Annotated in this window: 26 protein-coding genes and 1 pseudogene; 13 read left to right on the top strand and 14 right to left on the bottom strand. The window is 68.7% G+C overall.

What is annotated here, in order from left to right; translation table 11 throughout:
• The 5 genes from ACFP3H_RS14945 (at nucleotide 1) to ACFP3H_RS14925 (ending at nucleotide 3,320) form a co-directional block, all read left to right on the top strand.
• A complete protein-coding gene (locus ACFP3H_RS14945) occupies nucleotides 1-1,254 on the top strand; it encodes a cysteine desulfurase (protein ID WP_378605774.1) in 1,254 nt (417 codons plus the stop codon).
• Between the two features lie 3 nt (nucleotides 1,255-1,257).
• Nucleotides 1,258-1,740 (top strand): Fe-S cluster assembly sulfur transfer protein SufU, encoded by a 483-nt coding sequence (gene sufU, locus ACFP3H_RS14940; protein WP_378605771.1) that lies wholly within the window; start codon nucleotides 1,258-1,260, stop codon nucleotides 1,738-1,740.
• Nucleotides 1,737-2,147 carry a metal-sulfur cluster assembly factor gene (locus ACFP3H_RS14935; RefSeq protein WP_378605768.1) on the top strand — a complete coding sequence of 137 codons (411 nt, stop codon included), beginning with the start codon at nucleotides 1,737-1,739 and terminating at the stop codon, nucleotides 2,145-2,147. The genes sufU and ACFP3H_RS14935 overlap by 4 nt, the downstream gene beginning before the upstream one ends.
• A gap of 139 nt (nucleotides 2,148-2,286) precedes the next feature.
• On the top strand, nucleotides 2,287-2,715 hold the full coding sequence (locus tag ACFP3H_RS14930) for a DUF4189 domain-containing protein (RefSeq protein WP_378605765.1): 429 nt from the start codon (nucleotides 2,287-2,289) through the stop codon (nucleotides 2,713-2,715).
• A 176-nt stretch (nucleotides 2,716-2,891) separates the two neighbouring features.
• Nucleotides 2,892-3,320 (top strand): DUF4189 domain-containing protein, encoded by a 429-nt coding sequence (locus ACFP3H_RS14925; RefSeq protein ID WP_378605762.1) that lies wholly within the window; start codon nucleotides 2,892-2,894, stop codon nucleotides 3,318-3,320.
• 55 nt (nucleotides 3,321-3,375) lie between these two features.
• Here ACFP3H_RS14925 and ACFP3H_RS14920 read toward each other — a convergent pair whose 3' ends face one another.
• Complete coding sequence (locus tag ACFP3H_RS14920; RefSeq protein ID WP_378605759.1) at nucleotides 3,376-4,008, bottom strand: TetR/AcrR family transcriptional regulator; 633 nt, start codon at nucleotides 4,006-4,008, stop codon at nucleotides 3,376-3,378.
• A gap of 156 nt (nucleotides 4,009-4,164) precedes the next feature.
• Between ACFP3H_RS14920 and ACFP3H_RS14915 the strand changes: the two genes are divergently transcribed.
• From ACFP3H_RS14915 to ACFP3H_RS14905, 3 genes and pseudogenes are all read left to right on the top strand, one after another.
• A complete protein-coding gene (locus tag ACFP3H_RS14915) occupies nucleotides 4,165-5,433 on the top strand; it encodes a PucR family transcriptional regulator (protein ID WP_378605756.1) in 1,269 nt (422 codons plus the stop codon).
• A gap of 41 nt (nucleotides 5,434-5,474) precedes the next feature.
• Nucleotides 5,475-5,642: pseudogene (locus ACFP3H_RS14910) on the top strand (NADAR domain-containing protein); the annotation flags it as partial.
• A 148-nt stretch (nucleotides 5,643-5,790) separates the two neighbouring features.
• Nucleotides 5,791-6,291, top strand: a complete 501-nt coding sequence (locus ACFP3H_RS14905; protein WP_378605753.1) for a DUF4189 domain-containing protein — start codon at nucleotides 5,791-5,793, stop codon at nucleotides 6,289-6,291.
• 44 nt (nucleotides 6,292-6,335) lie between these two features.
• Here ACFP3H_RS14905 and ACFP3H_RS14900 read toward each other — a convergent pair whose 3' ends face one another.
• The 7 genes from ACFP3H_RS14900 to ACFP3H_RS14870 all read right to left on the bottom strand — a co-directional run bounded on the left by ACFP3H_RS14900 (nucleotide 6,336) and on the right by ACFP3H_RS14870 (nucleotide 12,440).
• Nucleotides 6,336-6,998: a methionine ABC transporter permease gene (locus tag ACFP3H_RS14900; protein WP_378605750.1), complete on the bottom strand. Its 663-nt coding sequence runs from the start codon at nucleotides 6,996-6,998 to the stop codon at nucleotides 6,336-6,338.
• Nucleotides 6,998-8,011, bottom strand: coding sequence for a methionine ABC transporter ATP-binding protein (locus ACFP3H_RS14895; protein ID WP_378605747.1), 1,014 nt, complete (start codon nucleotides 8,009-8,011; stop codon nucleotides 6,998-7,000). Before ACFP3H_RS14895 ends, ACFP3H_RS14900 begins: the two co-directional genes overlap by 1 nt.
• The gene (locus ACFP3H_RS14890) at nucleotides 8,008-8,880 is read right to left on the bottom strand and encodes a MetQ/NlpA family ABC transporter substrate-binding protein (protein ID WP_378605744.1); all 873 of its coding nucleotides are present in this window, start codon (nucleotides 8,878-8,880) and stop codon (nucleotides 8,008-8,010) included. Before ACFP3H_RS14890 ends, ACFP3H_RS14895 begins: the two co-directional genes overlap by 4 nt.
• Nucleotides 8,881-9,017: 137 nt before the next feature.
• Complete coding sequence (locus ACFP3H_RS14885; protein WP_378605741.1) at nucleotides 9,018-10,280, bottom strand: NAD(P)/FAD-dependent oxidoreductase; 1,263 nt, start codon at nucleotides 10,278-10,280, stop codon at nucleotides 9,018-9,020.
• Nucleotides 10,281-10,331: 51 nt separating this feature from the next.
• Nucleotides 10,332-10,868 carry a GNAT family N-acetyltransferase gene (locus ACFP3H_RS14880; RefSeq protein WP_378605738.1) on the bottom strand — a complete coding sequence of 179 codons (537 nt, stop codon included), beginning with the start codon at nucleotides 10,866-10,868 and terminating at the stop codon, nucleotides 10,332-10,334.
• Nucleotides 10,868-11,764, bottom strand: a complete 897-nt coding sequence (gene ku, locus ACFP3H_RS14875; RefSeq protein ID WP_378605735.1) for a non-homologous end joining protein Ku — start codon at nucleotides 11,762-11,764, stop codon at nucleotides 10,868-10,870. The genes ACFP3H_RS14880 and ku overlap by 1 nt, the downstream gene beginning before the upstream one ends.
• Before the next feature lie 121 nt (nucleotides 11,765-11,885).
• Nucleotides 11,886-12,440, bottom strand: coding sequence for an orotate phosphoribosyltransferase (locus ACFP3H_RS14870; protein WP_378605732.1), 555 nt, complete (start codon nucleotides 12,438-12,440; stop codon nucleotides 11,886-11,888).
• Between the two features lie 150 nt (nucleotides 12,441-12,590).
• Here ACFP3H_RS14870 and ACFP3H_RS14865 point away from each other — a divergent pair, with 150 nt between their 5' ends.
• Nucleotides 12,591-13,661 carry a lycopene cyclase family protein gene (locus ACFP3H_RS14865; protein ID WP_378605729.1) on the top strand — a complete coding sequence of 357 codons (1,071 nt, stop codon included), beginning with the start codon at nucleotides 12,591-12,593 and terminating at the stop codon, nucleotides 13,659-13,661.
• Nucleotides 13,662-13,997: 336 nt separating this feature from the next.
• Nucleotides 13,998-16,427 (top strand): MMPL family transporter, encoded by a 2,430-nt coding sequence (locus ACFP3H_RS14860; protein WP_378605726.1) that lies wholly within the window; start codon nucleotides 13,998-14,000, stop codon nucleotides 16,425-16,427.
• A gap of 44 nt (nucleotides 16,428-16,471) precedes the next feature.
• Here the strand turns inward: ACFP3H_RS14860 and ACFP3H_RS14855 are convergent, their stop codons facing one another.
• Nucleotides 16,472-17,236, bottom strand: coding sequence for an SDR family oxidoreductase (locus tag ACFP3H_RS14855; RefSeq protein WP_378605723.1), 765 nt, complete (start codon nucleotides 17,234-17,236; stop codon nucleotides 16,472-16,474).
• Nucleotides 17,237-17,359: 123 nt separating this feature from the next.
• On the opposite strand from ACFP3H_RS14855, the gene ACFP3H_RS14850 reads away from it, so the two are divergent.
• Together ACFP3H_RS14850 and ACFP3H_RS14845 are read left to right on the top strand one after the other, a co-directional pair.
• Nucleotides 17,360-18,991 (top strand): ABC-F family ATP-binding cassette domain-containing protein, encoded by a 1,632-nt coding sequence (locus ACFP3H_RS14850; protein WP_378605720.1) that lies wholly within the window; start codon nucleotides 17,360-17,362, stop codon nucleotides 18,989-18,991.
• Nucleotides 18,992-19,139: 148 nt separating this feature from the next.
• The gene (locus ACFP3H_RS14845; protein ID WP_378605717.1) at nucleotides 19,140-19,403 is read left to right on the top strand and encodes a helix-turn-helix domain-containing protein; all 264 of its coding nucleotides are present in this window, start codon (nucleotides 19,140-19,142) and stop codon (nucleotides 19,401-19,403) included.
• Between the two features lie 2 nt (nucleotides 19,404-19,405).
• Here the strand turns inward: ACFP3H_RS14845 and ACFP3H_RS14840 are convergent, their stop codons facing one another.
• From ACFP3H_RS14840 to ACFP3H_RS14825, 4 genes are all read right to left on the bottom strand, one after another.
• Nucleotides 19,406-20,365 (bottom strand): MvdC/MvdD family ATP grasp protein, encoded by a 960-nt coding sequence (locus ACFP3H_RS14840; protein WP_378605714.1) that lies wholly within the window; start codon nucleotides 20,363-20,365, stop codon nucleotides 19,406-19,408.
• Nucleotides 20,366-20,380: 15 nt separating this feature from the next.
• Nucleotides 20,381-20,800: a hypothetical protein gene (locus ACFP3H_RS14835; RefSeq protein ID WP_378605711.1), complete on the bottom strand. Its 420-nt coding sequence runs from the start codon at nucleotides 20,798-20,800 to the stop codon at nucleotides 20,381-20,383.
• A 275-nt stretch (nucleotides 20,801-21,075) separates the two neighbouring features.
• The gene (locus ACFP3H_RS14830; RefSeq protein WP_378605708.1) at nucleotides 21,076-21,495 is read right to left on the bottom strand and encodes an acyl-CoA thioesterase; all 420 of its coding nucleotides are present in this window, start codon (nucleotides 21,493-21,495) and stop codon (nucleotides 21,076-21,078) included.
• A gap of 87 nt (nucleotides 21,496-21,582) precedes the next feature.
• Nucleotides 21,583-22,077, bottom strand: coding sequence for a cupin domain-containing protein (locus ACFP3H_RS14825; RefSeq protein ID WP_378605705.1), 495 nt, complete (start codon nucleotides 22,075-22,077; stop codon nucleotides 21,583-21,585).
• Nucleotides 22,078-22,143: 66 nt separating this feature from the next.
• On the opposite strand from ACFP3H_RS14825, the gene ACFP3H_RS14820 reads away from it, so the two are divergent.
• Nucleotides 22,144-22,644, top strand: a complete 501-nt coding sequence (locus tag ACFP3H_RS14820; protein WP_378605702.1) for a MarR family winged helix-turn-helix transcriptional regulator — start codon at nucleotides 22,144-22,146, stop codon at nucleotides 22,642-22,644.
• A gap of 18 nt (nucleotides 22,645-22,662) precedes the next feature.
• Here the strand turns inward: ACFP3H_RS14820 and ACFP3H_RS14815 are convergent, their stop codons facing one another.
• The gene (locus ACFP3H_RS14815) at nucleotides 22,663-23,232 is read right to left on the bottom strand and encodes a TetR/AcrR family transcriptional regulator (RefSeq protein WP_378605699.1); all 570 of its coding nucleotides are present in this window, start codon (nucleotides 23,230-23,232) and stop codon (nucleotides 22,663-22,665) included.
• Nucleotides 23,233-23,304: the final 72 nt, after the last annotated feature.

The raw sequence follows: 23,304 nt of genomic DNA, 5'->3' as shown, positions 1-23,304 counted from the left end.
ATGACCGCTACGGTGCCCGCCCTCGACGTCGCCCGGATCCGGGCCGACTTCCCGATCCTGCACCGCACGGTGCGGGACGGGAAACCGTTGGTGTACCTGGATTCGGGTGCGACCTCGCAGCGTCCGCTGCAGGTGTTGGACGCCGAGCGCGAATTCCTGCTCACCCGTAACTCCGCGGTGCACCGTGGTGCCCATCAGCTGGCGGAGGAGGCGACCGACTCCTACGAGCAGGCGCGCGTCGACATCGCCCGCTTCGTCGGCGCCGATCCCGGCGAGATCGTGTTCACCAAGAACGCGACCGAGTCGCTGAACCTGGTGGCCAACGCCTTCGGCGACGACCGGTTCCCGTTCGCGGTGGGTCCGGGCGACGAGATCGTCATCACCGAGCTCGAGCACCACGCCAATCTCGTGCCGTGGCAGGAGCTCGCGCGGCGCACCGGTGCCACCCTGCGGTGGTACGGGATCACCGACGACGGCCGCATCGACCTGGATTCGCTCGAACTGTCGTCCGCGACCAAGGTTCTCGCGTTCACCCACCAGTCGAACGTGACCGGCGCCGTCGCCCCGGTGGACGAATTGGTCCGGCGGGCCCGCGAAGTCGGCGCGCTGGTCGTGCTCGACGCGTGCCAGTCGGTGCCGCACATGGCGGTGAACTTCCACGAGCTCGGGGTCGACTTCGCGGCGTTCTCCGGTCACAAGATGCTCGGCCCGATGGGTGTGGGCGGCCTGTACGGGCGGCGCGCGCTGCTCGAGCAGACCCCGCCGTTCATCACCGGCGGGTCGATGATCGAGACCGTCACCATGGAGAAGACCACCTACGCGCCGCCCCCGCAGCGCTTCGAGGCGGGCACGCCGATGACCTCGCAGGTGATCGGGCTGGCCGCCGCGGTGCGCTATCTCGAGGACCTCGGCATGGACGCGATCGCCGCGCACGAGCACGCGCTCACCGGCGCGGCGCTCGAGGGCCTGGCCGGGATCGACGGGGTGCGGATCATCGGACCCGCCGACACCGTCGATCGTGGTGGTGCGGTGTCGTTCGTGGTCGACGGGATCCACGCCCACGACGTGGGCCAGATCCTCGACGACCAGGGTGTCGCGATCCGCGTGGGTCACCACTGCGCGTGGCCGCTGCACCGCAAGTTCGGTGTCGCCGCCACGGCGCGCGCTTCGTTCGCCGTCTACAACACCCTCGACGAGGTCGACGCGCTGGTTGCGGCCGTGCGCAAGGCCAAGAGCTTCTTCGGAGTCGCGTAAGTCATGCGTATGGAGCAGATGTACCAGGAAGTGATCCTGGACCACTACAAGCACCCGCATCACCGCGGGCTGCGGGAACCGTTCGGTGCCCAGGTGCACCACGTGAACCCGACCTGCGGTGACGAGGTGACGATGCGCGTGCAGATCGACGACGCCGGCGAGATCGCCGATGTCTCCTACGACGGCCAGGGCTGCTCGATCAGCCAGGCCGCCACCTCGATCCTCACCGATCAGGTGATCGGGCTGCCGGTGCAGCAGGCGCTGAAGGTGGTCGACTCGTTCAGCGAGATGATCTCGAGCCGCGGCGCGATCGAGGGCGACGAGGACGTGATCGGCGACGGCATCGCCCTCGCCGGTGTCAGCAAGTACCCGGCGCGGGTCAAGTGCGCGCTGCTGGGCTGGATGGCGTTCAAAGACGCTGTCGTGCAGATCAGTTCCGCCGAGGAATCCACGGCGCCGATGGGAAATGGGGAGTCTGCCACATGAGTGAGAGCACCGATACCGCACAGACCCCGGAAGCCGCCGAGGTCACCGAAGCCGCCGAGGCTGTCGAGGCTGTCGAACTGACGCCCGAGCAGATCAAACACATCGAGGACCTCGAGGAGGCCATGCGCGATGTGGTCGACCCCGAACTCGGCATCAACGTGGTCGATCTCGGCCTGGTCTACGGCATGTCGGTGACCGAGGAGAACGTCTGTCGCCTCGACATGACGCTCACCTCGGCGGCCTGCCCGCTGACCGACGTGATCGAGGACCAGTCGCGCAACGCGCTGGTGCGCAGCGGCCTGGTCGACGACCTCGAGATCAACTGGGTCTGGATGCCGCCGTGGGGTCCTGACAAGATCACCGACGACGGTCGTGAACAATTGCGCGCCCTGGGCTTCACCGTCTAGACATCGCTACTTCGGGCCCGGATCCTGTGTGGATCCGGGCCCGTTGTGTTCTGTCCCAGTCGATTTGGTGATCCGGACAATTCGTGATCTTCTTTTGAGTTCCGGAATTCCGGAGCTGTTGACAGAGGAGATCTTTCGAATGAGTTTCCAGGGTAAGGCCGGCTTCGCGGTGGCGGCGATGGGTCTTGCGGCCGCGTCGGTACTCGGTGCCGGTGCGGCGAACGCGGCGGGCAATCAGTGGGCGTCGATCGCGGTGAGCCAGAGCGAGCTGATCTACGGCACCAGCGCCAACGAAGCCGATGCCGCCGCGGCCGAGGCGATCGCGCTGGCCGATTGCCACTACGCCGACTGCGAGGTCATCACCACCTGGGCCAACGGTTGCGGTGCGCTCATCCAGAGCGACGACGCCTTCGCCTGGGCCGTCGCGGCCAACCGGGCCGAGGCCGAGCGTCTGGCCTACGAGAAGCTGTCGACGGTGACGCCCACCGCGATCCTGGCCAACACGGGTTCGGCGAACCTGAGCGGCACCGAGATCATCGACGTCATCTGCACGGCCAACGCGCGCTGAGCCTCGCCTGAGGAAAGGCCCGGATCCGAAGTGGTCCGGGCCTTTTCGCGTGCGACCCGGTCATCGGCGCTCGCGCGGGCTGTGACCTCATTCTTCGGGATTGGCACGGACCATGAATTTCGGTAATGATCATGAAAGTTCCGACTTCGGAACTGTTTCCAGAGGAGAGCTTTCGAATGAGTTTCAAGGGTAAGGCCGGATTCGCCGTTGCCGCAGTGGCGCTCGCGGCCGGTTCGGTGTTCGGCGCGGGCGCGTCGAACGCGCAGGGCCTGCACGCGGCCATCTCGTTCAGCGACGAGGAGTGGACCTACTCCTACAGCGTGAACGAGCCGTCCGCGCAGGCCGCCGCCGACGCGGCGCTGGCCGACTGCACCGCCGCCGACTGCCACATCTGGGCCTCCTGGTCCAACGGCTGCGGCGTCATCGTCGCCGGCGACGACGGCCCGGTCGGCGTCGGCACGGGCACCACCCGCGCCGAGGCCGAGGCGCAGGCCTACACCAGCCTGGCCGATGTGTACCCGAAGGCGGTGCTGGCCTCGTCGGGTTCGGCGAACCTGGCGGGCACCTCCATCGTCGAGGTCATCTGCACGGCCAACGCGGGCTGATCGACGCACCGCCCACGGGCCCGGTTCCGAGTCTCGGAGCCGGGCCCGTCGCGTACTACCGGCTCTTCTCGGCCTCGGCGACCGAGTCGATCCACGCGCCGATCATGTCGGCGGTCTGGTCGATCACCTTGTCGCGGTCGAGGCCCTCGGTGTCCATCTCCACCGACCGCAACGCCGTGGCGAAACCGGCGTTGAGCACGATGAAGGCCATGGTGTCGATATCGGCGACGCGGGTCGGGCCGAGCATCTGGATCAGGTAGAGCTTGATGATCATCCGCAGCCGGGGTTCGAATTCGGGGATGCCGCTGCCGTAGAACTGCAGATCGGCCACCAGCGCGCGCACCAGGGGTCCGTTGGCCACCAGGATCTCGACCGCGATGCGGATCACCTCGGCCACCGAGTCGCGCGGGGTCTTGTCCACCGCGCCGCCGAGCAGGCGGCTGTATCGCTCCTCCACCTGCAGGAACAGGCTGTCGGTGAGCTCCTTGACGATCTCGTCGCGGTCGGTGAAGTACCGGTAGAGCGTGCCGATGCTCATGCCCGCCTCGGTGGCGATCCGGTTGGTCGAGGTATTGCCGACGCCGCGGGTGCCGAAAAGGTGAGCGGATACCGTGAGAATGCGTGTTCTGGTCTCCTTCGCCCGATCCTGCTTGGGGCGTTTTCGCTGCTTATCGGCTTGCGGTGGCATCTGTCGACCTCGGTGGAAAGAGGAGTAGAAGGTGAGCGGTTGCTCACCCTAGAGTCATGATCACAGAGAAACCGGAGTGTAGGCCATCACAGGGGTCGACCTCACGGAAGCACAACCACTACCGGCACCGCCGGGGTGTAGGAGGAGGAGTCGACGATGACTATCCCAGTGAACGACACGGCCATGTGGCAGCCACTGCGCGACGTTCGCACCTTGACGGGCACGCTCGTCGGACACTTCGTCGACAATGTCGCGACCTGCCGAACGCTACCGGGCGACGTGATCTCCGGCGATGTCACCGCGGTCACCCGCATGTGTCTCGAGATCGTCGGCGGCATCCTCGACGGGCGCGACGAGGAGGCCAAGCTGAACCGGCTCGGCCTCGCGGCGGCGGGGTGGGCGCGCGAGGGCGTGCCGATCGACACCATCCTGCACGCCTTCCACGAGGGCTTCCGGCTCGCCTTCGACGCGGTCCACAAAGAGGTGGCCCAGGTCGACCACGCGAGCCTACTCGAGGGATTCCGGCGCACCGTGGAGATCTCGGATCTGTTGTGCACCACCGTGACTCGCGCCTACATCCGCGAGCACCGCGAGGCCGTGGGCGAGCATCACACCGCCGTGCACACGCTCACCTCGGCGCTGCTGGCCGGGCAGTCCACGGTCACCATGGCGCGCGAGGTCGGCATCACCGTCGCCGAGGCGTACTCGGTGCTGGCGCTGTCGATCGGGGCCCATCCCGACGAGCGCGATCCGCGGGTGAACGGCGCGGTGGTGGCGCGCCGCAAGCTGCGTCGGGTACAGACGGCGCTGGCGCACCGGTGCGGGGAGCAGGTGCTCTCGTTGCTCTCGGTCGACGGCGGCACGCTGCTGATCCCGTCGGATCTGCTGGTCGACGAGCAGCTCGACGCCCTGATCGAGGCGCTCTCGCGCGCGGCCCGCGTCGAGGTGACCGCCGCTCTGGTCCCCGCGACCACCGACGAGATCCCCGATGCCGCCCAGCGCGCCCACGAACTGCTCGACATGGTCGAGCGCCTCGACTGCGCCCCCGGCCTCTACCGCTTCGGCGACCTGGCCCTGGAATACCAGCTCACCCGCCCCGGCCCCGGCCGCGCCCGCCTCGGCGAGCTGCTCGCCCCCCTGGACAACCACCCCGAGCTCTACGAAACCCTGCGCGTGCACATCGCCAACAACATGAACCGCCAGCGCACCGCCCGCCTGCTGCACATCCACACCAACACCGTCGACTACCGCCTGCGCCGCGTCGCCCAACTCACCGGCCTCGACCCCGCCCAGTCCTCGGGCCTGTGGCAACTGCGCTCCTCCATGATCGCCCGCAGCTTCCACACCGGCCCCGCCCCCGCCGACCCCACCCTCGCCCGCCGCACCCCCTACACCCCCGAACTGTCCGCGGTCCGCTCGGCGTAGACACCCCGCCCCTCCGGTGGCCCGCGCCTTTCGTCGTCGACGGGACGGAATTCGCCACCGCCGAGCACTACATGATGTGGCGCAAGGCGCTGCTGTTCGACGACGCGGCCACGGCGGCCGAGGTGCTCGGGGTCGCTCATCCGAGCCAGGCGAAGAAGCTCGGCCGTCGGATCGGTTGGGGGGCAGTTGTTGTCGGTGGGCGTTGTTAGGGTGTGAGCGACGGATGCTTCGGGAGGAATCGGGGGTCTTCGGTGGCGGAAGGTGTTGTCGCCGAGGATTTCTCGATGCTGTGACGGCGTCGTCGGGCGGTCGTCGACAGGGCGGCCGTTGCGGATCGGTTGATGGGGAGACTCTCTGATGTCTTTGGTGGGCAAATACGCCCTTGGTGTGGCGGCGATGGGCGCGGTGGCCGTGGCCACCGTGGTGGCCGCGGCGCCGGCTTCGGCCGGGGCCAGCGGGGTGGCGATCGCGGAGGTGCCGGGCTACACCGCGGTGTCACGTGATGGTGGGTTCCAGGCCGCCGCGGGTGACCTCTACGGTGCGCTGGCGTTGTCGCCGGGGCAGGCCGTGGTGGCCTCGGCGGTGAACTACGGCAGCTGGAGTGCGGCCAAGCGCGCCGCGCTCGACGAGTGCGGGGTGCGCGACTGCCAGATCGTGGTCGAGTTCCGCAATGCCTGCGGTGCGGTAGCCCAGGGCGCGGACTACCGGTTCGGCTGGTCGTGGGATCGCTCCCTGGCCGCGGCCGAGCGCTCCGCGGTGGACGTGCTGGGCATCAGCGCCCGGCCGTTCCCCGACCCGGGTTCGGCCTCCCCGCGCGCGGCGAGCGTCATCCTGTCGGCCTGCACCGGCAACGTGTGAGAAAAGGGGGCACGGACCAGGTCCGTGCCCCCTCGTCGGGAACCTCAGCGTCGCATCACTTTTCGAGCGAGCCAGTTGCCGAAGAACTGCACGCCCTGCACCCCGACGACGATGATCAACACCGCCACCAGCGTGACTTCCCACTTGAACTGCTGATACCCCTGCACGATCGCGAAATCGCCGAGTCCGCCGCCGCCGACCGTGCCGGCCATCGCGGAGATGTCCACGATCGCGATCACCACGAACGTGTAGCCCAGGATCAACGGCCCCAACGCTTCGGGGATGAGCAGCGTGAAGATGATCCGCAGCGGTCCCGCGCCGATCGCGCGCGCCGCCTCGATCACCCCGGGATCCACGGTCACCAGGTTCTGTTCCACGATCCGCGCGATCCCGAACGAGGCCGCCACGATCATCACGAACAGCGCCGCCTCCGACCCGATCGTCGTGCCCACCACCTCGAGGGTGACGGGCCCGAGCGCGGCGAGCAGGATGATGAACGGAATCGGACGCACCACATTGACGAACACATTGAGCACGAAGTACACCGGCGCGTTCGCCAGCAACCCGCCCTTGCGCGTCGTGTAGAGCGCGGTGCCCAGCGCCAGCCCGATCGCCCCCGCCACCACGAAGGTCATGCCGACCAGGTAGACGGTGGTGCCGATCGCCTCGAACAGCAGCGGCCGCAGCCGCTCCCAGTTGGTGTCCATCAGCCCGCCTTCCGTTCCAGGTCGGCGACCACCCGATCCACCGCGGCCGCGGGCCCGTGCAGCGCCAGGGTGACGCTGCCGAAGGTCTTGTCCTGCAGGGTGCTCACCCCGCCGTAGACGATCTCGAACCGCACCTGCGCGGCGGCCGCGGCGGCCAGCGCCGCCCCGAGCCCGCTCTCGTCGTCGATGTCCACGGTCACCAGGCGCCCGCCGTGGAGCTCGCCCAACCGCTCGAGCTCGGCCGCGTCGGGCCGGTTGTGCAGCACGGTCGAGACGAACGAGCGCGTCGGCGCGGCCTTGGGCGCGGCGAAGACGTCGAAGGTCGAGGCCAATTCGACGACGCGCCCCTCGGCCAGCACCGCCACCCGGTCGGCGACGGCGCGGATCACATCCATCTCATGGGTGATCACCACGATCGTCACCCCCAATTCGGTGTTGATCTTGCGCAGCAGTCGCAGCACGTCGGCGGTGGTTTCCGGGTCGAGCGCGGAGGTGGCCTCGTCGGCCAGCAGCAGCGAGGGCGAGGTCGCCAACGCCCGCGCGATCCCGACGCGCTGCTTCTGCCCGCCGGAGAGCTGATCGGGGTAGGCCCGCTCCTTGTCGGACAGTCCGACGAACGCGAGCAACTCCGCGACCCTGGCCTTGCGCCGCGCCCGCTTCCAGCCCGCGACCTTGAGCGGGTATTCGATATTGCCCGCCGCCGTGCGGGAGCGGAACAGGTTGAACTGCTGGAACACCATGCCGATATCGCGGCGCAGCGTGCGCACCGCCGACTCCGGCACCCCGGTGATGGGGGTGCCCGAGATCGTGACGGTGCCCGAGGTGGGTTTGTCCAGGGCGTTGATCAGCCGGACCAGCGTGGACTTGCCCGCGCCGGAGTAGCCGATCACGCCGAAGATCTCACCGTGTTCGATGCGCAGATCGATGCTGTCGAGGGCGGTGTGCGCGTCCTCGCCGCGGCCGAAGACCTTCGTGACCGAACGGAATTCGACCGCGGCGGGTGCGGTGCTCACTTGGCGGAGCGGATGCCCTGCTGCACCCGGTCCAGGATCTGCTCCAGCTCGGCGGCGGGACGGTCCACCGCCACCGCGGTGCCCTTGGTGGTCTCGGCGTGCGCGGCGGCCACGGCCGGGTCCTTCCAGATCTCGGTCAGCTTGCGGTAGGTGGCGTTGTCCTTGTCCTCGGCGCGGCTGACGATCACGTTGATGTAGGGCTCGGCGCCCGGATCCTTCGGGTCGTCCTTGAACAGCGCCGACTTCGGGTCGACGCCCGAGCGCTCGAGGAAGGTGTTGTTGATGATCGCGCCGTCGACCGAGGCCAGCGACAGCGCGGTCTGGGCGGCGTCGACGGTGGTCACGGTGACCTTGGACGCGCCGCGGTCGATGTCGGCGGTGGACGGCTGCGCCGGGGTGCCGCTGAGCTTCACCAGTCCGGCGGCCGCGAGCACGTTGAGCGCGCGGGCCTGGTTGGTGGGATCGTTGGGGATCGCGATCTCGCCACCGGCGGGGATGTCGGCCAGGGTCTTGTGCTTCTTGGAGTACAGGCCCAGCGGCACGATGTAGGTCGAGCCGATCGGGGTCAGGGTGTCGGAGCTGGCCACGTTGTACTGGCCGAGGAACTGCAGGTGCTGGAACAGGTTGAGGTCGATCTGCTTCTGCGCCAGCGCCGCGTTGGGCTGCTTGTAGTCGGAGAAGTTGGTGACCTCGAGCGTGATGCCGTTCTCCTTGGCCTTCTGTTCGAAGACCTCGAAGGCCCGGTCGTAGTCGGTGGTGCCGATGCGGACCACGGTGCCGGACTCGGCATCGTCGGAACCGCACGCAGTCAGGGTCAGGGCGGCGGTGGCGACCAGCACTGGGATCGCCAGTGTCCGACGGAACTTCACGTGTACTCCCGAGTTTCTCGCAGAAATTGAACTCGGTCATCCAAGCCGCCGCGAGCAACCCTCGACAATGGTTTAGCTTGCGGTGAGCGAAACCCTGGCAAATATTTGGACGTGCGTCCAGATTGTGGTAGCGGGGGTCAGTCGTGCAGGAACTTGTGCACGAGCATCACCGCCATCGAACCCTCGCCGACCGCCGCGGCGACCCGATGGCCGTTGAACGCGCGCACATCACCCGCCGCGAACACCCCCGGCACGGTGGTCTCGAGATGCAGCGGCGGCCGGGTCAGCGGCCACGGGGACTTCGCGCCCTCGACGGTGGCGATATCGGGGCCGGTGAGCAGATAGCCGTGATCGTCACGGGCGAAGGACTCGTCGAGCCAGTCGGTGGCCGGATCGGCGCCGATGAACGCGAACAACCAGTTCGCCGAAACCTGTTCCACAGCACCGGTTTCGCGGTCGCGCAGGGTCAGCTGTTCGAGGTGGGTGTCGCCGGCGGCGTCGACGACCTCGACCCCGGTGCGGACCTCGACGCCGGGCGTGCGCGAGATCTGCTCGATCAGATAGCTCGACATCTCCGTCGCCAGGGACTTCGCGCGCACCAGCATGATCACCTTGCGCGCGCAGGAGGCGAAGTAGACCGCGGCCTGACCGGCCGAGTTCGCGCCGCCGACGATGTAGACATCCGAACCCGAGCACAGCGGCGCCTCGGTGAGCGCGGAGAAGTAGAAGACCCCGCGCCCGTTGAACTTGTCCACGCTGGGGATGTCGAGGGTGCGGAAGGTCGCGCCGGTGGCGACGATCACCGAGCGCGCGTGCACGGTGCGGTCGTCGGTGCAGTGCACCGCGAAACCGCTCTCGACCGGGCGCAGCCGGTCGGCGTACAGGCTGATCACCAGTTCCGCGCCGAACTTGCGGGCCTGCCTGCGGGCCCGGTCGGTGAGGTCGGAGCCGGTGATGCCGTCGGGGAAACCCAGGTAGTTCTGGATATTGGAGCTCAGGCCCGCCTGTCCGCCGATCGCCCACCGCTCGAGCAGCACCGTGTGCAGACCCTCCGACGCGCCGTAGACGGCCGCCGCCATGCCCGCCGGTCCACCGCCGACGATGAGCAGGTCGTAGTGGTCGGTGCTGGGTTGGGCGTGCAGGCCCACCCACTGGGCGAGTTCCTCCTCGCCGGTGGGTTTGAGCGCGCGCTTGCCCTCGAACAGCACGGGGGTGTCCTCGACGCCGAACCCGTGCGCGTCGAGCAGTTCGCGCCCGGCCGCCTCGGTGGGTTGCAGCCAGCGGCACGCTATCTCGTTGCGGGCCAGGAAGGTTCGGATCGCGGTGCACGCCGGTGACCACATATCGGCGACTACGGTCAGTTCGGTGTTGTCGTGCTCGTCTCGCGCAGTGGCAGCCACCCGTCGACAATAGGCCCGACCTGCGACGATGTGGCCGAGGCGCTCCGGGGATCAGGGCAGTGGATGCTCGACCGAGAGCCTGCCGCGGCGCACCAGATCGCGTTTGGTCATCGGCGGCAGCGCGGGTTCCTCGCTCGCTTCGGCCGGATTGGCCCGCACCAGCAGGGTCACGGTCGCGGCGGGCACGAAACCGCTGCTGGTCATCAGCGCGGCCGAGGCGCTGTTGCGGTCCTCGACATCGGTGACGATATGGCGCGCCCCGCGCGTGAACAGCGCCTCCGAACACGCGTCGACCAGGCGCCGGGCGATCCCGTGCCCCTGCATGTCCGGCGCGACCGCGATCCACTCCAGATACGCCCAGTCGTCGCGATTCTCGAACTCCATCGAACCGAGCACGAACCCGACCACCCGGTCGGAGTCCAGGGCCACCCAGCAGGCGTTGTCCGGGCTGTCGAGGTGCTCGGCGACCGCGGTGAGCGACCAGGACGTATACGGCTTGATGGTGGTGTCGAAGACCTGATGGCCCAGGTCGAGGACTTGACGCAGGTGTCCCAAGCCCATCGGCACGATCGCCACGGTCGACGGCACTAGGCGCCCTTGCGGGTCTGGGTCTTGGCGGTGGTGGATTTGCTCGCCGCCTTGCGGGGGGCGGCCTTCTTCGCGGCCTTCTTCGCCGGTTTCGCCGGGGCCGCCTCGCGTTTGCCGCTGGCCTCGAGGCTGCGTTGCAGTGCCGCGACCAGGTCGACCACCTCGGCGTCGGCCTGTTCGACGGGCTCGGTCTCGGCGGCGGGCACGACCTTGCCGTCGCCGGCCGCGATCGCCTCGTCGAGCAGTTTCTGCAGCTCGATCTGATACTCGTCGGTGTATTCGGACGGGTCGAAATCGCCCGACATCGACTCCACCAGCGTCTCGGCCATCTTCAACTCCTGCGGGCGCGGAGTCGCCGCGTCCTCGAGCGCCGGGAACTCCACCGCCCGCACCTCGTCGGGCCACAGCAGCGTCTGCAACACCAGCACCCCGTCGCGCACCCGCAACGCCGCCAACCGGGTCTTCTGCCGCAGCGTGAAGTGCACGAGCGCGGTCTTGTCGATGCGCTCGAGCGTGGCCGCCAACAACTGGTAGGCCTTGGGCGTGGCCGAATCCGGTTCCAGGTAATAGCTCTTGTCGAACAGCACCGGGTCGATCTGCTCGGACGGCACGAATTCCAACACCGGAATCTCGTGTTTCTCCGCCGCGGGCAACTTCGAGAAATCCTGATCGGTCAACACCACCTGATCCCCGTCGGGCGAGGTATAGGCCTTGTCGATATCGGCGAACTGCACCGAATTCCCACACACCTGACACACCCGGTCATACTTGATCCGCCCACCGTCCGCGGCATGGACCTGATGGAACCGAATATCATGATCCTCGGTCGCCGTATAGACCTTGACCGGCACATTCACCAGCCCGAAAGCGATCGAGCCCTTCCAGATCGACCTCATGCCACCCATCATGATCGATAGGCCGCGCGGGGGCGAGAATGCGCGCCCGAATCGAATCCGGTCCGTAATCGCGCAGAGCTTGAAACAGCGGCAACCACTGGACCGGTAGTCGGCCGTTCTTTCAGTCGACGAGGGACGCGTCCAGTAGCGATTTCGTAAGGACCGACCGAATCGTCAGCTGAGTATCGGCCAGTGCCGTGCCGTCCGAGTTCGACCTGTCGATCGCGCACAGCACGACCGAAACGTGCGCGTTGAGCGCGCGGAGCGCAAGAGCCGCGTTGCGCACCGCGCCACCCGTGGTGATCACATCCTCGATGAGAGTGACCGACTTCCCTTCGACGCTCACGCCTTCCGCGAGTTTGGTCGTCCCGTACTGTTTCGCGTCCTTACGCACGTACACCGCAGGAAGACCGGTTGCCTGGCTCAGCACGGTGACCAGGGGTATGCCGCCCATCTCGAGTCCGCCCAACACCTCAGTGTCCTCGGGAACGAGTGGAACCATCAGATCGACCACTCGACGAAGCAGGAGCGGATCGGATTCGAACAGGTATTTGTCGAAGTACTCCGTCGCGACTACCCCTGACCGGAGGGTGAACGTGCCCGACAGTCGGCAGGTGCGGTCCACGTCGCGGGCTAGCTGTCGCACAACATCATTCATGTCGCCCAGTATCTCCACCGTCGACGCGAGTGCGAAGGCAGGGCGGGCTGGTCGCCGGTGACATGACCGCGATTCACGGCTTCGAGTGTGGTCGACGACAGACAGTCGTGACGTGATGTGTGGCTGTCCGGTGAGGTCGCGGGCTGCCGCTTCTGATCCAATCGTGGAATGCGTGCGGATGTGATCGTGTGTGGGTTGGGGCCGGCGGGGCGGGCGGTGGCGCATCGGGCGGTGGGGGCGGGGCTTTCGGTGATCGGGATCGATCCGGCGCCGGGGCGGGGGTGGGGGGCGACGTATGGGGCGTGGAGTGATGAGTTGCCGGGGTGGGTGGATGGTGCGGTGGTGGCCGCGTCGGTTGATCGGCCGGTGGCGTGGGCGGTGGGGGAGCATCGGGTGGAGCGGACGTATCAGGTGTTCGACAGTGCGCGGTTGCAGGCGTCGTTGACGCTCGACGGGGTGACGGTGATCGCGCAGCGGGCGGTGGCGGTGGACGCGCGGGCGGGTCGGGTGCGGACGGCGAGTGGGCTCGAGTGTGTCGGTCGGGTGGTGGACGCGCGCGGGCTGGGGCGTTCGGCGCGACGGGCCGAGCAGACCGCGTACGGGGTGGTGCTCGCGCGCGCGGACGAACCGACCCTGTTCATGGACTGGCGGCGCGACAACGGTGCCGGACCGGACGAGGCGCCCTCGTTCCTCTACGCGGTTCCGCTGGGCCCCGACACCATGTTGTTCGAGGAGACCTGCCTGGCCGGGCGACCCGCGCTCACCCCGGACGTCCTGCGCCGCAGACTGGAATATCGACTGCGCGAACGCGGAATCGCGCTCACCGGCGCCGAACCTGTTGAGCGCGTGCGGTTTCCGGTCGAGGGCGGCACACCCGGCCACGGCCGCTTCGGCGCGGCAGGCGGGATGACGCACCCCGCCACCGGCTACAGCGTCGCCGCCGCGNNNNCCGCCGACACCGTCGCCGCGGGCGCCCCGTGGTCGACCCCGCGCACCCGCGCCGTCGCCGCCCTGCGCCGCGCGGGCCTGCGCGCGCTGCTGGCACTGCCACCCCGGGAGGTCCCCGTCTTCTTCGACACCTTCTTCACTGTGCCTGCCGCCCTGCAGAAGTCGTACCTGTCGGGCCACGACGACCTGCGCGGCACCGCCACCGCCATGCGCACCCTGTTCACCGCCGCCCCACCATCGATCCGCCGAACCCTCGCCACCGCGGTCCTGGGCCTCACCCGATCACCGTGACCGCCGGGCGCATACCGGCCATGACGACCGCGAGTTCCTCGGCCATCGTGCGGGCGATCGCGGACATCCCCTGATCCGCCCACCGCGTGCCCGTGCGCGTCGAGCCGGTCCCGCCGGGCCCGGACGAACCGCTTCCAGCACCGACCCGAACACCGTCGAGACCGGTAGCTGATCGGGTCCGAAGATCCTCTGTCCGAGGCCCGGCGGTACCGCCACGGAGTTGCTACCATCGCCGGGCGAACGCGCCGACCCGACAACAGGATCGGGTGAGACGAGCCGGGACCCCCGCGCGTCGATGTGCGCGCGCAGTGGCGTGACTAGTTAGGGGAATATCCGGTGTTCGAATTCACCAGGCGGCGCAGTCGCTGGGTGCTCGGCGTTTTCGCGGCGTTGACGGTGGTGCTCGGTGCACTGGGCGCCACGCTGTTCGAGCGGGTGGAGGGCGGCGGATACTCCGACCCCGGCAGCGAGTCCAGTCGCGCGCTGACGGTGCTGCGCGAGGAATTCGGTCAGGCCCCGCCGAACCTGGTGCTGCTCGTCGAGACCCAGACCACGGTCGAGGACCCCGAATCCACCGCCGCCGCAACGGGATTGGTCGCCAATCTGCGTGAGCGCGACGGCGTCGCCGAGGTGGCGTCGTACTGGACGACCCACCAGCCCGCGCTGCGCAGCGTCGACGGCAAGCAGGGCCTGATCGTGGCGAGTCTGCTCGGCAGCGAACGCGAGATCGACCAGCGCGTCGCCGCCATCGCCGAGGACCTCGCCGGTGATCGCGGTGTCATCCAGGTCCGTGTCGGCGGTTACGCCATGCTCATGCACGAGACTGTCGAGCAGAGCAAGACCGACATCGCCAAGGGCGAACTCATCGCCTTCCCGCTCACCCTGATCGCGCTGATGTTCGTCTTCGGCGGCCTGGTCGCCGCGAGTCTGCCGCTGCTCGTCGCGGCCGTCACGGTGATCACCACGATGGGCGTGCTGTGGGCGGTCACGCTGTTCACCCCGCTCGCGGTCACCGCCGCGAACGTGGCGTCGCTGCTGGGCCTTGGCCTGGCGATCGACTACAGCCTGCTGATCGTCAACCGCTACCGCGACGAACTCGCCGAGGGCCGCGCCCCGGCAGGCGCGGTGGCCACCACCCTGCGCACCGCCGGTCGCACCGTCGCGTTCTCCGCGCTCACCGTCGCGGTGGCACTGGCCGGACTGCTGTTCTTCCCGCTGCCCGCGATCCGGTCGATGGGCTACGCGGGTATCGCCGTCGCGGCCCTGGCCGCGCTGGTCGCGCTCACCGTGCTGCCCGCCGCGCTGCTGTTGATCGGCACCCGCATCGACAAGGGCCAGCTCGGCTGGTGGTTCCTGCGCGCGCCCCGCCCCGCCCCCGGCGAGGGTTTCTGGCACGACCTGGCCACCGCCGTGATGCGCAAACCCATCCCGATCGGCCTGGCCGTCACCGCGATCCTGCTGCTGCTCGGCGCACCGTTCCTCGGCGTGAAACTCGGCTTCCCGGACGAGCGCGCCCTGCCCGAATCGTTGAGTTCACGCCAGGTCACCGAGATCGTGGCCCGCGATTTCAGCATGGTCGACCAGCACACCCTCGTGGCCGTGCTGCCCGAGAGCGCCTACAGCGCGGCGGGCCTGGACACCATCGCCCGGCGATTCTCCGACCTGCCCGACGTGCGCCGCGTCGACACCGCCACCGGCAGCTACGCCCAGGGCGGCCTGCTGGTCGAACCCACCGCGGCCAACAGCCGATTCCGGGTCGACCGCGCGGTCTACCTGTCGATCGTGCCCGCCACCGGCGACACCGACGCCCTGACCGGCCTGGTCGAGCAGGTGCGCGCGGTGCCGACCCCGAGCGAACTGCTCGTCGGCGGCGTCGCCGCGGCACAGGTGGATTCGATCACCGCCATCGAACACCGGGTCCCGTGGGCGCTCGGGTTCGTGGTGATCCTGATGCTGATCGTGCTGTTCGCGCTCACCGGCAGTGTGGTACTCCCGGTGCTCGCGGTGATCCTCAGCGCGTTGAGCCTGACCGCCACCTTCGGCGCGCTGGTGTGGATCTTCCAGGACGGCCACCTGTCCGGCGTGCTCGGTTTCTCCGTCACCGGCGATCTGGCCGCGACGGTCCCGGTGATGCTGTTCGCCGTCGCCTTCGGGCTCGCGATGGACTACCAGGTGTTCCTGCTGGCCCGCATCCGCGAGGAATACGACCGCACCGGCAAGAACGAGACCGCCGTCGCGCTCGGCCTGGAACGGGTCGGACGCATCGTCACCGCCGCCGCGATCCTGATCTCGCTGGTGTTCCTCGGCTTCCTCGCCTCCGACATCACCTTCATGAAGGCCTTCGGCATCGGCCTGCCGCTGGCCGTGCTCGTCGACGCCACCCTGGTGCGCGGGGTGCTGCTGCCCGCCGCGATGAAGCTGCTCGGCGAAACCAGTTGGTACGCACCGGAATTCCTGCACCGCCTGCACGACCGGTGGGGCCTGGACGAGGGCCGATCACGCGATCGCCCGGTGCGTGACCCGCTCGGCGTCACCCGCGCCGAGGAGATCGTCGTCGTTGACCCGCTCGCCCGCGCCGAAGCCGCCCGTGCCGAAGCGGCGCGCGCCGAGGCGGAGGGCACGCAGGCGGAAGGCACCAGCACGCGCGACGGCAAGCGGACGGAATCAGCGCGGGCCGAGGGCGCCCGGCGCAAGGCCGAAGGCCCACGAGCGACATCGGCACAGACCGAGTCCGCGCGCGTCGAGGACACCGCGACCGCCAGGTGACAAGTCGCGGCGGCACCGGGTGATCCGGTGCCGCCCGACACCGGTCAGAGACCGCCGGTGGCCAGCAACCCGCCGTCGACCCGCACGCAATCACCGGTGATCCACGCGGCCTCGTCGGAGACCAGGAACGCGATCAACCGCGCCACATCCGCGGGCTCCCCGAGCCGCTTCATCGGGTACACGCTCGCGGCGGCCTCCTCGTCGTGGGAGTACAGCGCGTCGGCGAACTTGGTCTTGATCACGCCCGGCGCCACCGCGTTCACCCGGATCTTCGGGCCGAGCTGCCACGCCAGTTCCTCGGTGAGCCGGATCAGCGCCGCCTTCGACGCGCCATAGGCCGAGATCACCCCCGACGAGCGGATGCCCGCCACACTGGCCACGTTCACCACGGCGCCGCCGTGCTCGGCCATCCACGCCCGGTACGCCTGCTGCACATAGCCCAGCGAGGCCACCACGTTCACGTCGAAGATCTTGCTCACCCCGCCCAGATCGGCGTCCATGAGCGCGCCGTAGACCGGGTTGATGCCGGTGTTGTTGATCAGGATGTCCAGCGATCCGAACTCGGTGACAGCCCTGGCCACGGCTCCGGCGCGCGCCTCGGCATCGCCGGCGTTGCCCGCGAAGGCGCTCACCTGACCCTTGTGGCCCAGCGCGCGCAACTCGTCCGCGGCGGCCTCGAGCGGTTCGGGTTTGCGCGCGGTGATCACGACGTTCGCGCCGCGGCGCATCAGTTCGGCGGCGGTGGCAAGGCCGATGCCGCGACTTGCTCCGGTGACGAGGGCAGTGCGGCCGAGAAGATCGGTAGTCATGGCACGAGAGTAACCACGCTCACATCCGACGGCGCCGAGTTCGGCTTCCTGATTCGGCGGCGGTAAAATAAGTGGTTCTTGCCGATATGCCCTTTCCGATTGTCTTACTCTGAGGAGAACTCTGTGATCACGGCGACCGACCTGGAGGTCCGGGCCGGAGTCCGCACCCTGCTCTCCGCCCCTGGACCCGCGCTGCGCGTGCAGGCGGGCGACCGGATCGGTCTGGTCGGGCGCAACGGTGCGGGTAAAACCACCACCCTGCGCATTCTCGCGGGTGAGGGTGAGCCCTACGCCGGCAAGATCACCCGCTCCACCGAGATCGGCTACCTGCCCCAGGACCCCAAGGAAGGCGATCTCGATGTGATCGCCAAGGACCGGGTCCTGTCCGCGCGCGGCCTCGACGTGCTGCTGCGCGACATGGAGAAGGCCCAGCTCGAGATGGCCGAGGTCGCCGACGACGCCGCCCGCGACAAGGCGATCCGCCGCTACGGGCGCCTCGAGGACCAGTTCTCCTCGCTCGGCGGCTACGTGGCCGAGAGCGAGGCGGCCCGCATCTGCAACAGCCTCGGCCTACCCGACCGGGTGCTCGGCCAGCAGCTGCGCACCCTGTCCGGTGGTCAGCGTCGCCGCATCGAACTCGCGCGCATCCTGTTCTCCGCCTCCGACGGCTCCGGCGGTCGCTCCGATCGCATCCTGCTACTCGACGAGCCGACCAACCACCTCGACGCCGACTCCATCACCTGGCTGCGCGGGTTCCTGCAGAACCACGACGGCGGCCTGATCGTGATCAGCCACGATGTCGAACTGCTCGGTGACGTGGTGAACAAGGTGTGGTTCCTCGACGCGGTGCGCGGCGAGCCCGACGTCTACAACATGGGCTGGAAGAAGTACCTCGACGCTCGCGCCACCGACGAACAGCGTCGCGTGCGCGAACGCGCCAACGCCGAGAAGAAGGCCGGCGCGCTGCGTCAGCAGGCCGCCAAGCTCGGCGCCAAGGCCACCAAAGCCGCTGCGGCACACCAGATGGTGCGACGCGCCGAACGCCTGATCAACGATCTCGACGAAGTGCGCGTGAGCGACAAGGTCGCCAAGATCCGCTTCCCCGAGCCCGCCCCGTGCAGCAAGACCCCGCTGATGGTCAAGGACCTGACCAAGCTCTACGGCTCGCTCGAGATCTTCACCGGTGTGAACTTCGCCGTCGACAAGGGCAGCCGCGTGGTCGTGCTCGGCCTCAACGGCGCCGGTAAGACCACCATGCTCAAACTGCTGGCCGGGGTGGAGACGCCCACCGCCGGTGGCGTCGAGCAGGGTCGCGGGCTCAAGGTCGGCTACTTCGCCCAGGAACACGACACCCTCGACGATCAGGCCTCGGTGTGGGAGAACATCCGCCACGCCTCGCCCGACGCCGGCGAACAGGAACTGCGCAGCCTGCTGGGCGCGTTCATGTTCACCGGCCCGCAGCTCGACCAGCCGGCCGGCACCCTGTCCGGCGGTGAGAAGACCCGCCTGGCGCTGGCCGGGCTGGTGTCCTCGGCGGCGAACGTGCTGCTGCTCGACGAGCCGACCAACAACCTCGACCCGGTCTCGCGCGAGCAGGTCCTCGAGGCGCTGCGCACCTACGCGGGCGCGGTCGTGCTGGTGACCCACGACCCGGGCGCGGCCGAGGCGCTGAACCCCGAGCGGGTCATCCTGCTGCCCGACGGCACCGAGGATCACTGGTCGGCCGAGTACGCGGAGCTGATCGATCTCGCCTGATCCGGCCCCGGGCCCGGTGTGTCGCGGCGTGAAACGCTGTGTCGGGGTGGAACTCGCGCGGATCGGGTGAGTTCGATCACTGTTTTCGTTGATCACCGGGGGCGGAGTGTCTAGCCTGGAAGCAGTGCTCGGCGACTCGGAGGAAGCCATGAGCGACACTGCCAGACAGGCCGCTAGGTCGGCCAAGGGTAAATCGACCACGTTGGGTAAGGGCACGCGCGTCACGGGCAAGTCCCGCGACCGGTTGCAGACCCAGTTGAAGAAGCAGTACGAGGCGGGCGCGAGTATTCGCACCCTGGCCCGCTCCACCGGCCGCTCGTACGGCTTCATCCACAATGTGCTCGTCGAATCACACGTCGAACTGCGCGGGCGCGGTGGCGCGAACCGGCGCAAGAATCCGGCCGCCGACTAGGGCTACCAGCCGGGGACCGCGCCGTCGCCGCGCACGAGCAGATTCGCCAGGCTGGTGAACAGCGGCAGCCCCGTCTTGATCTCCAGGTAGGCGAACTGTCCCTGCGGGTTCACCTCGAGGAAGTAGTACTCGCCGTCGACGCCGAGGCGTAGATCGACCACGCCGAAGCTCAGTCCCAGCGCGCCCATCAGGGTCGACAACGACTTGCTCACCGAGGCGGGCAACCGTTCGCGGGTGAACCCCACCGAGGTGTCCAGGCGCGAGTCGATGCGCCCCACCCCGGCCTGGGAGTCGATGCGCACGCTCCACTCGACCCCGTCGACCCACACCACCCGCAGATCGCAACTGGCCTCCACGTAGTCCTGGAACGTGGTGGGGGTGGAGCGGATCGAGTCGAGCCGGTGCAGGTCGGACCCGGTGACGATCCGGGTCTCGGAGAACTCGCCACGCCCGGTGCCGGTGCGCTTGTATACCACTGGGCCGGAACGGGATTCGACGAAACTGCGGGCCTCGTCCGGGTCGTTGGTGATCAGCGTCTCCGGGATGACGAACCCGGCGCGTTGCGCGGTTTCCAGCTGCACGATCTTGCGGCTGGCGGTGCGCTCGGCCGCCGGATCGTTGACCCAGTACGCCGGGATCGACCACAGCATGCCCTGCAGGAACCCGTCGCATTCGGCCTGGCGGAACGCGTCGTCGGCGGCGCGCACCCCGTGCGGCACCCGACACGGGTGCGGCCTGCGCCACCACACCGCCCGCACGTCGTCGAGACCGTGGATATGCGACATCGCGCGATTGGTCCCGGTCTTGTCGAGTCGGAAACTGCCTGTCTGCGTGGGGAAGTCGCGCAGGTCGAGGCGAATCGGGTCGAGCCGGTGGTGTTCTCGCAGGGTGGATGCCAGCGCGTCGGCGTGCAGATCGTCGGTCTCGGAGACGATGAGCACGGCGTCGGTAGCGCCTTCCATGACCGCGGGCCGCTTTCAGTCGAGGCTGTCGCAGTTGATGCCGTCGTGGAAGGTGAACGTCGCTCCCGTGACACCACCTCGTTCGGCGATGCGCAGTGTGCTGGCCCAGTGCCGGGTGGCCGCGGCGAGCTGGTCGTCGCCGAGGGCTTCGGACGGCTGCGGGGCCAGGGTGATCGGCCGGTCGACGAGTTCCACGCGCATGCGGCGGGTGAAATCGGCGGTGGCGCCGGGGCGGATGTCGACGCGCACCTGCCGTTCGCCCGCGCTCGCGCGGTCCTCGGTGAGGCGAAGGACGTCACGGCGATCGAAAGTCCAGGTACCCCCGTCGACACGCACCGAGATGTCGTGATCGGACTCGGCCACCAGTAGTCCGCGCAGTGCGGGACCCCTGTCCTCCCGCGACGCGGTAGCGGGGAGGTGGATGGCGTCGGTCATGGGCACTCACTCCGATCTGCTCGTCTGCTCGCGATTTGCCAGGACCCCTCGAGGTGCTTCGGATCATAACGTGACGCGACGCGCATCCGAGTGGGTTCGCGAGATTTGCGGAGTGCCGGGCGAACCGCCGAGCGGCGCGTGATCGCCTCGAGGACCGAGAATTTCGGACAACTCGGATGCGAAGACGACCCAGGCACCGGCAATCCGGCAGCTAACGCGGACGGCAACGGCGCGGCGGGCATCTCGAGCGATGTCCACCGCGCCGTGCGGGAGTTCTAGAGTCCGAGCAGCTCGGGGTTGTCGGCGAGCTCGCGGAAGTGCTCGGCCGGGTTCGCGACGAGTTTGCGGGTGGTCAGGTCCATCGCGCCCGCCACCACGGTGATCTCGGCGGCGACGGTGCCGTCGAGCTTGATGATCTCGTGGTGGAAGCGGAACACCTTGGCGCCGTCGTTCCAGTCGAACGCGCAGGTCACGGTCACTTCGTCACCGCCGCGCAGTTCACGCCGGTACTTGATGGTCGACTCGAGCACCACCGCGCCGACGCCGCTGGCGATGAACTTGTCCTGGGCGATCCCCGCCGCACGCAGCAGCTCCCAGCGGGCGTGCTCGCCGTACTGGTGGTAGACGGCGTGGTTGAGGTGGCCCTGGGTGTCGAGCTCGTAGCCGCGGACGAGGACCGGTACGGAGAACGTCATACGCTGTACAACTGGCGGCTTCGGGCCGATTGTTCCCGATGCGGGTGCAATCTCGACCACAGCCGCGGCCCGCGCGTATGACCGATCTCAGCGGCGCCCGGCCTCGCGTTCGGCCCACCACGCGGGCGCGTCGACGAAGTGATTGTCGAATTCCTCCTGGGCGGCGACGAATTCGGCGTGTCCCGCCTCGCCGCGCAGGAGTCGATCGAGCAGGCGGAAGTACTCGAAGCGCCGCACGCCGGGCATCAGGGCGATGAGGATCCGCGCGCCGCTGTCGGGGGTGGCGCCGAAGGCGTGCGGCATGTGGCGCGGCACCACCAGCGATCCGCCCGCGCCGACGGTGAGGAGGCGGTCACCGGCCATGACCTGGAGTTCGCCGTCGGCGACATAGAACAGCTCGTCGGAGCGGGTGTGGAAGTGCGGCGCGGCGCCGTCGGCGCCGCGCGCCATGGTGACTTCCAGGGTGCTGACCGCGCCGTCGGTGACGTCGGCGTCGGTGAGCAGGCGCAGGCGCACGTTCTCGGTGCCGAGGGTCTCGGCGTCATCGGGCAGGCACAGGGCGATCTCGCGGGTGTCGGTCATGACTGATTCCATTCGCCGGTTGATAATTCGTCACCGAACTATATCTCAGCGAATAGAATCGTGTCCATGGATGAACGCGAACCGGATGTCGTCGATGCGATCACCGCGCAGTGGCAGCGCGAACGACCCGACCTCGACCTCGAGGCGATGGGGGTCTTCGGCAGGCTCGCCCGACTGATGGCCCTGGGCACCGCGCGCGTCGAATCCGTCTTCGCCGCACACGGTTTGCAGCGCGGCGAGTTCGATGTGCTTGCGGCCCTTCGCCGTTCGGGCGCACCGTTCGAACTCAACCCCTCGGTGCTCGCCGATACACTGATGCTCTCGCGTGCGGGCATGACCGGCCGGATCGACCGCCTCGAGGCGGCGGGCCTGGTCCACCGCATCGCCGACCGTCAGGATCGACGCGCGGTGCGGGTGGCGCTCACCGAGGAAGGTCGCGCACTCGTCGACCGGGTCGTCGTCGCGCACACCGAGAACGAGACGGCGATGTTGTCGGTCCTCGACCCCGCCGATCGCGCCGCCCTGGACCGGATCTCACGCACCCTGCTCAGCGGATGGGCCGACTGACCGGCCACGTCGAGCGGCTCAGGATTCCTTGCGCCGCACGGATGCTTCCACCAGATCCAATACGGCGGAAAGGTTTTCGTTGGTGTGGCCCGAGGCGATGCGGGCGATGAGGCCGTCGAGGACCAGGTCGAGATAGCCGAGGAGCACGTCGGTGGGGACGTCGTCGCGCAGGGCGCCCGCGGCCTTGCGGCGCTCGAGGCGGGCCAGGGTGGCGGCGGTGAGTTCGGCGGAGCGCTGGGTCCAGCCGGCCCGGAACTCGGGGTCGGTGCGCACGCGCCGGGCGATCTCGAGGCGGGTGCCCAACCAGTTGAATTCCTCGGGGCGCGCGAGCATATCGCGCATCACCTGGACGATGCCCTGGTTGGCGGCGACCTCGGCCATGCGCTCGGCGTCGTCCTTGGCCAGGGCGAAGAACAGCGCGTCCTTGTCGCGGAAGTGGTGGAAGATCGCGCCACGGGACAGCCCGATGGCCTCTTCCAGGCGGCGCACGGTGGCGCCGTCGTAGCCGTAGTCGGCGAAACAGCGCCGTGCACCGTCGAGGATCTGGCTGCGGCGGGCGGCGAGATGGTCGTCGCTGACCTTGGGCATGATTCCTCCAACTAGCGGATACACGGACCCCCGCCCCGGCGAACCGAGACGGGGGCTGTCGCATTATTCAAT

The sequence above is a fragment of the Nocardia lasii genome (assembly GCF_042658545.1).
Classification (GTDB): domain Bacteria; phylum Actinomycetota; class Actinomycetes; order Mycobacteriales; family Mycobacteriaceae; genus Nocardia; species Nocardia lasii.
Note: the sequence above shows the minus strand (reverse complement) of the source record. Positions and strands in the feature narration are given on the sequence as shown.

Coding starts and splice junctions, on each gene's coding strand:
- ACFP3H_RS14945 (WP_378605774.1), top strand. CDS start 1: ATGACCGCTACGGTGCCCGCCCTCGACGTCGCCCGGATCCGGGCCGAC.
- sufU (WP_378605771.1), top strand. CDS start 1,258: ATGCGTATGGAGCAGATGTACCAGGAAGTGATCCTGGACCACTACAAG.
- ACFP3H_RS14935 (WP_378605768.1), top strand. CDS start 1,737: ATGAGTGAGAGCACCGATACCGCACAGACCCCGGAAGCCGCCGAGGTC.
- ACFP3H_RS14930 (WP_378605765.1), top strand. CDS start 2,287: ATGAGTTTCCAGGGTAAGGCCGGCTTCGCGGTGGCGGCGATGGGTCTT.
- ACFP3H_RS14925 (WP_378605762.1), top strand. CDS start 2,892: ATGAGTTTCAAGGGTAAGGCCGGATTCGCCGTTGCCGCAGTGGCGCTC.
- ACFP3H_RS14920 (WP_378605759.1), bottom strand. CDS start 4,008: ATGCCACCGCAAGCCGATAAGCAGCGAAAACGCCCCAAGCAGGATCGG.
- ACFP3H_RS14915 (WP_378605756.1), top strand. CDS start 4,165: ATGACTATCCCAGTGAACGACACGGCCATGTGGCAGCCACTGCGCGAC.
- ACFP3H_RS14905 (WP_378605753.1), top strand. CDS start 5,791: ATGTCTTTGGTGGGCAAATACGCCCTTGGTGTGGCGGCGATGGGCGCG.
- ACFP3H_RS14900 (WP_378605750.1), bottom strand. CDS start 6,998: ATGGACACCAACTGGGAGCGGCTGCGGCCGCTGCTGTTCGAGGCGATC.
- ku (WP_378605735.1), bottom strand. CDS start 11,764: ATGAGGTCGATCTGGAAGGGCTCGATCGCTTTCGGGCTGGTGAATGTG.
- ACFP3H_RS14855 (WP_378605723.1), bottom strand. CDS start 17,236: ATGACTACCGATCTTCTCGGCCGCACTGCCCTCGTCACCGGAGCAAGT.
- ACFP3H_RS14845 (WP_378605717.1), top strand. CDS start 19,140: ATGAGCGACACTGCCAGACAGGCCGCTAGGTCGGCCAAGGGTAAATCG.
- ACFP3H_RS14840 (WP_378605714.1), bottom strand. CDS start 20,365: ATGGAAGGCGCTACCGACGCCGTGCTCATCGTCTCCGAGACCGACGAT.
- ACFP3H_RS14835 (WP_378605711.1), bottom strand. CDS start 20,800: ATGACCGACGCCATCCACCTCCCCGCTACCGCGTCGCGGGAGGACAGG.
- ACFP3H_RS14830 (WP_378605708.1), bottom strand. CDS start 21,495: ATGACGTTCTCCGTACCGGTCCTCGTCCGCGGCTACGAGCTCGACACC.
- ACFP3H_RS14825 (WP_378605705.1), bottom strand. CDS start 22,077: ATGACCGACACCCGCGAGATCGCCCTGTGCCTGCCCGATGACGCCGAG.
- ACFP3H_RS14820 (WP_378605702.1), top strand. CDS start 22,144: ATGGATGAACGCGAACCGGATGTCGTCGATGCGATCACCGCGCAGTGG.
- ACFP3H_RS14815 (WP_378605699.1), bottom strand. CDS start 23,232: ATGCCCAAGGTCAGCGACGACCATCTCGCCGCCCGCCGCAGCCAGATC.